The sequence below is a fragment of the Frischella sp. Ac48 genome (assembly GCF_019641635.1).
Classification (GTDB): domain Bacteria; phylum Pseudomonadota; class Gammaproteobacteria; order Enterobacterales; family Orbaceae; genus Frischella; species Frischella japonica.
The window spans coordinates 1-7024 of record NZ_JAETXP010000015.1; the positions used below are offsets into that span (position 1 = coordinate 1).

Consider the following 7024-nt stretch of genomic DNA (forward strand, 5'->3'; position numbering starts at 1 on the left):
GTTGTAAATTACAACGATATACTAAAAGGCCGCTTCATGCGGTCTTTTTTGTCTATTCAATAAATAACAGCTTATTTTATCGATAAAAAAACTAGTATTAAAAATACTAGTTAGAAGAGTAAGTGAGAACTAAAATTGAAATAACAAAAATATTATTCTTCATCAATGGTTAAAGCAATTTCTGACAAAATAATTCCGGTATTATCAGCATAGACAAAATCATCAGTAAAAAAGGTAACACCACCAAAATTGACCCGAATATATGTCTCACCAACACCCTGATCTTCAGCACCAACTGGAATTGAAGCTAAGGCTTGGATACCAATTTCTGCTTCTGCAAGGTAATCAACTTGTCTCACAGCACCATAGACAATTATACCTTCCCAGTTATTCTGAACTGCAATATCAATCAATTCAGCATCTAGTAGCGCTCGACGTACCGAACCTCCACCATCAATAACTAATACTTTACCAGAACCGTCATTTTGCAATACTTCAAAAAGGAGACCTTTGTCTTCAAAACATTTCACTGTTACTACTTGACCGGAAAAAGATAAAACTCCACCAAAATTAGTAAATAACGGTTCGACAACGTTGACATCTTCTGGGTAATAATCACATAAAATAGAAGTATCAAAATCCATATAAATTCCCCTTTAAGAACTGTTAATAGGTTAAGTATAATGCAAAAAGCGTTTATCTAGCAAAATACCTTTTTATTTTTTTATAATGTGAATCAAATCAAACTTTCGATATCAACATATATCCGTATAAATAACTGTGACGGATAATTTATTAAAACATTATAATAAATAATAGTCATCAATTTATTGATTATTTATAGAAATATTTAAACGAATAGCGTTTAAAAAATGCTCGTGCTCTTCCCTCTCGAACCATTGCAATAAATATACCTAAGAATGCATAAAAACAACCTAATACCATTAACATAAATAAATTAAATAAATTGTCTAAAATAGATAATCCCATTTGATTAACGCCGGCAATCATATTAGTCGCCCACGTTGAAGGCAATAATTTCGCGATACATTTTACCCAATTAGGCATTGCTTCGAGTGGCCAAATGGTACCTGAAAGGTAAAATACTGGCGTGGTCATAAAGGATAAAGTCAAATATATCATTTCAATTTTTCTTAAACTTTCAGTTAATAATTTAGCCAATCCCAATACAGCTAATAAAAAAGGAAAAGTCATTAATAATATTTGCGGTAACGTGGCTAATTGACGATAACCTAAGATCCATGGCCACAAGCCAAATAAAACGATCGATAGAAATAACCAAATTGGAATTAAAGCCGATAAACTTCCCAAAAAAATAATTGCTGGCGGTTTACCTTGAGGAGAAGCGCTGAGTGCGATATGTGTTCTAGTTGACACGATCAATAATGAATGTTGCAACAGCATAACTAATAAGCCGGGAAATGTGATCGCAGCAAAGCTGATACCCGCATTATACAAAGGATCAATCTGACTTTTAATTGGCATTAAAATGATGTTAACTTGTTCAGCCGTTAAGCCACTATTACGCATAAGGTTTGCATTATAACGACTAAGAAATTGTTGGTAAATGGATTTAAAATCTTGTTGAATCATTCCATTTGCTAACCGGCTGGATGCATCACCATATGCGGGAATAGTGATCGTTTCACCTTTTAGTAAACGTTTTTCATAATCATGAGGAATCGTTATAACAGCAAACAATTTTCGATCATTAATATCTTGATAAGCATCTAAAGAATTTTCATAAATGGTAATATTAGCTTTAGCACTAGTATCTAATACCCGAATCAATTCGCGGCTAGAAGCACTATGATCGAGATCAACCACCGCTACAGGTAAATTATTAATTGACCCATTAAGATAGACCAAGCTCATCAATACTACCGAAATCATCAACAGTAACCATTTTGGTTCGGCAAGAAATCTTAGAGTAACACGTTTAAATGCAGTCCAATACAATATAAACATCATGAAGTTCCTTCTAGAATTAAACGTTTAACTAAGCGTTTTCTTACTAAGAACGTAATAATGATCGGATAACTAGACAAGATTAAGCATGTTTTTACTACAGATAATAAACTAGCATGACGTAAAAACAGATCAAATAATTTATTTAAAGCATAAGTTAACGGTTCGATTGACGATATAAACCTGGCTATCCAAGGCATAGATAATTCTGGTACAACAACACCGGAATAAGTCAACGCTAAACCGACCAATAATCCGATAAAAGAATAAGCATCAATTATTGAGCGAGTAAAAGTAAATAATAAAATACCAAGACTTTGTGCTGCAATGACATAAAAGAATCCGACAATCAGCATTGAAAAAGGATTACCAGAAACTCTGGCTTGTGAATATAACACTAGTAAAGCAATTTCAAAAATGAGCAGCATGGTATACCACAAAGTATAAGGCGCCAGTTTTCCTAAAATAAATGGATAACTTAAACGCGTTTTTCGTGGTAATTTACCTAAAACATGAATGGTTAAAGCAACAACAAAAAGCTGAATTAAATGTACCATTGCAGAAAATTGCTGAAAATACATAGAATTACCACTAGCATTAAATAACCCATCATAATTAAGATTAGCCTGTACCAACTTGGGAATTGCCAAACCCGCTTTTGCTGCTAACAGTATTCGTAATTCACTATTGAGTTGTGCGATTAAACCTGAATAATCCATAATTGAGTATAATCCAGCACTGTAATATAGGGCATTATAATAAAAAATAGGTGTCGGTTGACGCCCAGCTAGCACATCGGCTTCAAAGTTAGGGGGTATATAGAGTAATGCATAAATATTCGCTTTAGCTAGCGATTTTTCGGCTTGATTTAACGAATCTTCATAATCAATGATATTCGCATGTGCACCTGCATTGAGATCACGTATAATCGTTTTTGAAAGAACACTCTTATCTTGATCGACTACCCCAACAGGTAAATCATAAAGAACCCCTTGCGAAAAAATATTGCCAATTAAGACAAATATCAGTAAAGGTAAAATCCACAATAACCAATGATGAGTAAAACGCCGAAATATAAATTGTAGCTCATCATCAAATGCAGCCTTAAAGCGTTTAAAAAAAACGACAGCTAATTCTCTAAGGTCCATAAACAACTCATACCAACACGTAAATTTTTGATCGGTTTGATCGGATATAATCGTACTTCAAAAGTTTTAAGGTCGAAGTCACCCGTCGCTCGAGTGGCACGTTTAGTAGTAAAATCCCCCATTGGGGCAATATATTTAATTTCGGCTTCAATTTTCTCTTCTCCCAGTGCCGGTACCGTTAAGAAAACATGATCACCTTTATGAATATTGACTAAGATATTCTCACGAATATTATACACAAAATAAGCATCTGGCAGTTGTACAACTGTTAATAATGGACTAGTGGCATTGAATAATTCTCCGACTTCAGCAGGAATTGATCCTACTTCCCCATTAACAGGAGATTTAACTTGTAAATCATCATACTGAATCATTAATTGTTTTAATTGCTCCTCGGCCTGCTGTAACTTAGCTTGATAAATTTGCTTTTGTTCAACCCGATCGCCATTGAGTGCTTGATCTAAATTTGCTTGTGCCGATTTTACTTGCTGATAAGCCGCATCGCGAGCTTTCAATGAATTATCTAAAACCGACTGTGAAACAAAACCTTTACTCGATACTGCTTTATTTCTTTCATAGTCTTTTTGGGCATTATCATAAGTCGCTTGTGCTTGAGCTAATAAAGCTTGGTAGTAACGGATACTTTCTTCACGTGTGCCATGCAAAGACAGTTCCAGTTGTGCTTTAGCTTGATCACGTTCTGCCTGAGCCGCTTTTACCTGAGATAATAATTCAGGGCTATCAAGTGTAATAACAATATCACCCTCTTTAACATCATCACCACGATTGACATGTATAACTTGTACACGTCCTCTGGCTTTAGAGGATAAATTGACATTCGGTGCATCAACTTCTCCTTGCAATATTAGATCACTGTTATGTGAACGAATTAATATTGTCATGGAAATCGTCAATACAATAAACAAAACTACAAAAAAAATCTTTTTATTCATAATTAAACAACACAGTTAGAATGAATGTGATAAGAAAGAAACCTTTAATTTTATATTCTTTTAAATTACAGATACAAAATCAGTAGTTCTTATTATAATAGAAAATGACACTAATCAGCGTAATACAGACATAGATGTCAAAGATGATATAATCCGTATAATTGATTATATTAAACCTATTATTACTTAACGATAAGTATTAACAATAGGTACGAACGAATGAAGTACGTTACTAGTAATATTTATTATACCATAGTATATGAGAGTAGAGCAAAATACTATAACTAAATTGTACTATTTTTTACCTTAGATTAATAGTTATTACCTATATTATATATTGAACTAAATCGATTAATAAAATCTGACTTATTTAGTATGATATTCGCTATTATAACAATATTTGTTTATAAAATATTTTAATAAGGTATAAAAAAGATGAAAAAAATCGTTATTGTTGGTGGCGGTGCCGGAGGTTTAGCGCTTGCAACGCAACTAGGTAAAAAGCTAGGTAAATCAGGTAAAGCTGATGTAACTTTGGTTGATAAAAATACCAATCATTTATGGAAACCGCTACTTCATGAAATTGCTACAGGTTCACTTAACGATGAACTTGATAATGTCAACTATTTAGTCCAAGCTAAAAATAACTATTTTTCATTCAAACAAGGTCAATTAATCGATATTAATCGTGAGCAAAAAACGATTAAGTTGAATAATATTAATGATCATCAAAATCAAACGATATTCCCCGAAACAGTACTTAATTATGATATTTTAGTTATGGCAATCGGTAGTACCTCTAATGATTTTGGTACACCAGGTGTTAAAGAAAATTGCATTTTCTTGGATGACCAAGAATCGGCAAAAAAATTCCGTAAATCATTCCTTTCGACTTTATTCCGTATTTCATCAGGCCTAGATACAAAAGACAAACTAAATATTACTATTGTTGGTGCTGGAGCCACTGGTGTTGAGATGACAACTGAACTATTTAAGATGGTTGACACAATCGGCTACTATGGATTTAAAAAGTTATCTTCGGAATTATTGAATATTACCATAATTGAAGCAACTGATCGTATTTTAGGGGCATTACCAGAGAATACGGCTAAAGATATTCATCTCAAATTAGAAGAGTTTGGTGCTAAAATTCTGACTAAGACTAAAATTGTAAAAGCCGATGAAAATCATTTCTATCCTGAAGGACAAGAGCCTATTCCTGCCGATATTATGCTATGGACAGCTGGTGTTAAAGCTCCCGATTTTCTAAAAGATATTGCTGCTTTAGAGACTAATCGGGCAAATCAACTTGTCGTTAAATCAACACTACAAACTAGCCGTGATGAAGCTATTTTTGCTATTGGTGATTGTGCATGTTGCGCTAAATCTGGTGGAGGATTTACCCCAGCTACCGCACAAGCAGCACATCAAATGGCTGCGATTTGTTATAAAAATATTGTTGCCCTTATAAACAATCAGCCATTAAAAACGTTTGAATACAATAATAAAGGAACAATTATTTCACTGGCACATACCGCCCAAGGTGTTATTACGACTATTGGGGAAAAACAAATGGGAGTCAAAGGATGGTTTGCATCTTGTATTTATACAATGTTATATCGCTTCCATCAAATCTCTTTATTTGGGATATTTAAAACATTAAGGTTAGTGAGTGCCAACAGAGTATACCGTTCTATTAGAACAAAAATTAATATGGAATAATTTGGCTCTTTTTCACGAGTATTTTTATAACATCGCAAAAAGAAAAACCGAGCTAAAGCTCGGTTTTTTAAATACATTAATAAGTTAAATTAGCTTTTTTCTACCTGACTAAAATCAAGCTCGACTGGTGTTGAACGACCAAAGATAGATACCGACACTTTTAAACGGCTCTTTTCATAATCAACTTCTTCCACTACACCATTGAAATCAGCAAAAGGCCCCTCATTAACACGTACCAATTCACCTGGTTCAAATAATGTTTTAGGGCGAGGTTTGTCACCTACCTGTTGTAGGCGATTCATAATCGCATCAACTTCGCGTTGGCTAATGGGCGCCGGACGATCAGATGTACCACCAATAAAACCCATTGTTCTTGGCACGCTACGAACGAGATGCCATGTCGCATCATTCATCGCCATTTCAACTAAAACATAACCTGGAAAGAACTTTCGTTCACTTTTACGGCGTTGACCACCTTTCATTTCAATAACTTCTTCGGTTGGGACAAGTACTTCACCGAATAAATCTTCCATATTATGTAATTTTATATATTCACGTAATGATTGTGCAACACGCGCCTCATAACCTGAGTAAGCTTGAATAACATACCATCGTTTTTTTTGTGTTTCACTCATACTAATGCCCTAATACTGTTAAACCAGAAACTCCCCACGAGAACATAGCGTCGAGTCCCCATAGACATAGACCAACAACAATAGTTATAACAGCAACTAACACTGTCGTTTGTGTGGTCTCTTTTCTGGTTGGCCAAACGACTTTACGAAGCTCGATTCGGGATTCCTTAGCAAAATTGATAAAGATTTTACCTTTAGTGGTGGTTAATACAATAAATAGTGCCAAAGCAGAAATCGCAATCACACCAACTAAACGAACAACTGTATTGGGTTCATAAATTGCATTTGGTTCCGAAAAATAAAAATTACCCCAAACAATAAAAGCTACAAGTAAGATAAAAAATATCCACTTAACTTTATCAAGCGATCCCTTCGCTTCTTGATTTTCGCTATTAGTACTAGTTCGCATATAAAACCCGTCATCTATTTTTATTTCTGAAAATAATTCACTTCATAAAATGCTCTTTAATTGCGATAAAAACATTTTACTAAATAAACTATTATTAACCAAATAAACTTAATAAGATAAGAAAGGGTATCTTAAGACACCCTCTCTTATTAAACTCATTATTAAAAT

General features: G+C 33.9%; 7 protein-coding genes. 1 reads left to right on the forward strand and 6 read right to left on the reverse strand.

Features of this window, described 5'->3' with window-relative positions; translation table 11 throughout:
* Positions 1-152: 152 nt before the first annotated feature.
* From rraA to JMI89_RS10335, 4 genes are all read right to left on the reverse strand, one after another.
* Positions 153-644: a ribonuclease E activity regulator RraA gene (gene rraA / locus JMI89_RS10320; RefSeq protein ID WP_187756021.1), complete on the reverse strand. Its 492-nt coding sequence runs from the start codon at positions 642-644 to the stop codon at positions 153-155.
* Positions 645-834: 190 nt separating this feature from the next.
* On the reverse strand, positions 835-1989 hold the full coding sequence (locus tag JMI89_RS10325; protein WP_370633742.1) for an ABC transporter permease: 1155 nt from the start codon (positions 1987-1989) through the stop codon (positions 835-837).
* Positions 1989-3137 (reverse strand): ABC transporter permease, encoded by a 1149-nt coding sequence (locus tag JMI89_RS10330; RefSeq protein ID WP_187756022.1) that lies wholly within the window; start codon positions 3135-3137, stop codon positions 1989-1991. The genes JMI89_RS10325 and JMI89_RS10330 overlap by 1 nt, the downstream gene beginning before the upstream one ends.
* Positions 3119-4090, reverse strand: coding sequence for an HlyD family secretion protein (locus JMI89_RS10335; RefSeq protein WP_220680026.1), 972 nt, complete (start codon positions 4088-4090; stop codon positions 3119-3121). The genes JMI89_RS10330 and JMI89_RS10335 overlap by 19 nt, the downstream gene beginning before the upstream one ends.
* Positions 4091-4525: 435 nt before the next feature.
* Here JMI89_RS10335 and JMI89_RS10340 point away from each other — a divergent pair, with 435 nt between their 5' ends.
* Complete coding sequence (locus JMI89_RS10340) at positions 4526-5812, forward strand: NAD(P)/FAD-dependent oxidoreductase (protein ID WP_187756024.1); 1287 nt, start codon at positions 4526-4528, stop codon at positions 5810-5812.
* 89 nt (positions 5813-5901) lie between these two features.
* Here JMI89_RS10340 and nusG read toward each other — a convergent pair whose 3' ends face one another.
* Entirely contained in the window at positions 5902-6447 is a 546-nt protein-coding gene (gene nusG, locus JMI89_RS10345) for a transcription termination/antitermination protein NusG (RefSeq protein WP_187756025.1), read from the reverse strand.
* Between the two features lies 1 nt (position 6448).
* Entirely contained in the window at positions 6449-6856 is a 408-nt protein-coding gene (gene secE, locus JMI89_RS10350; protein WP_187756026.1) for a preprotein translocase subunit SecE, read from the reverse strand.
* Positions 6857-7024 lie beyond the last annotated feature (168 nt).

Coding starts and splice junctions, on each gene's coding strand:
- JMI89_RS10330 (WP_187756022.1), bottom strand. CDS start 3,137: ATGGACCTTAGAGAATTAGCTGTCGTTTTTTTTAAACGCTTTAAGGCT.
- secE (WP_187756026.1), bottom strand. CDS start 6,856: ATGCGAACTAGTACTAATAGCGAAAATCAAGAAGCGAAGGGATCGCTT.
- JMI89_RS10340 (WP_187756024.1), top strand. CDS start 4,526: ATGAAAAAAATCGTTATTGTTGGTGGCGGTGCCGGAGGTTTAGCGCTT.
- rraA (WP_187756021.1), bottom strand. CDS start 644: ATGGATTTTGATACTTCTATTTTATGTGATTATTACCCAGAAGATGTC.
- nusG (WP_187756025.1), bottom strand. CDS start 6,447: ATGAGTGAAACACAAAAAAAACGATGGTATGTTATTCAAGCTTACTCA.
- JMI89_RS10335 (WP_220680026.1), bottom strand. CDS start 4,090: ATGAATAAAAAGATTTTTTTTGTAGTTTTGTTTATTGTATTGACGATT.
- JMI89_RS10325 (WP_370633742.1), bottom strand. CDS start 1,989: ATGTTTATATTGTATTGGACTGCATTTAAACGTGTTACTCTAAGATTT.